A 477-nucleotide genomic window follows, 5' to 3' on the forward strand; every position below is an offset into this window, starting at 1 on the left:
AGACTCTGGTTATGTTGCCTCTCGCAGCAACGTACCTACTATTTATTGCTGATAGCCCAACCTCGGACTTCTCAATGAACCCGATGCAACTCAATCTATTATTGGTTGCGGCTGGTGTTATTACCACCATTCCACTGCTGTGCTTTACTGGCGCTGCAACACGCTTGAAGCTATCGACCCTCGGCTTCTTCCAGTACATTGGACCAAGCTTAATGTTCTTGTTAGCGGTGCTGATTTATGGCGAAGCGTTTACCAGTGACAAAGCGATTACCTTCGCCTTTATTTGGGGAGCGTTGGTGATATTCAGCTTTGACGGTCTGCGTAACAACAGAAAGAACAAACGCGCTAAGCAGTAACACTGATCGTTTTTTACAAGACAATCCCTTAATACGAAGATAAGCTTGGTTGAATTGATGACTATTTGACCAAGCTTTTTTGTACCATGGATAAAGTCCACTATTACTCTACCCCAACAGA

The 477-nt window shown here is 44.2% G+C and carries 1 pseudogene; it reads left to right on the forward strand.

The features are described 5' to 3' along the window. Nucleotides 1–356 (forward strand): annotated as a pseudogene (locus tag AB4496_RS14250) (EamA family transporter); the annotation flags it as partial. Nucleotides 357–477: the final 121 nt, after the last annotated feature.

The organism is Vibrio sp. 10N.222.46.A1, from assembly GCF_041473595.1.
Lineage (GTDB): Bacteria > Pseudomonadota > Gammaproteobacteria > Enterobacterales > Vibrionaceae > Vibrio > Vibrio tasmaniensis_A.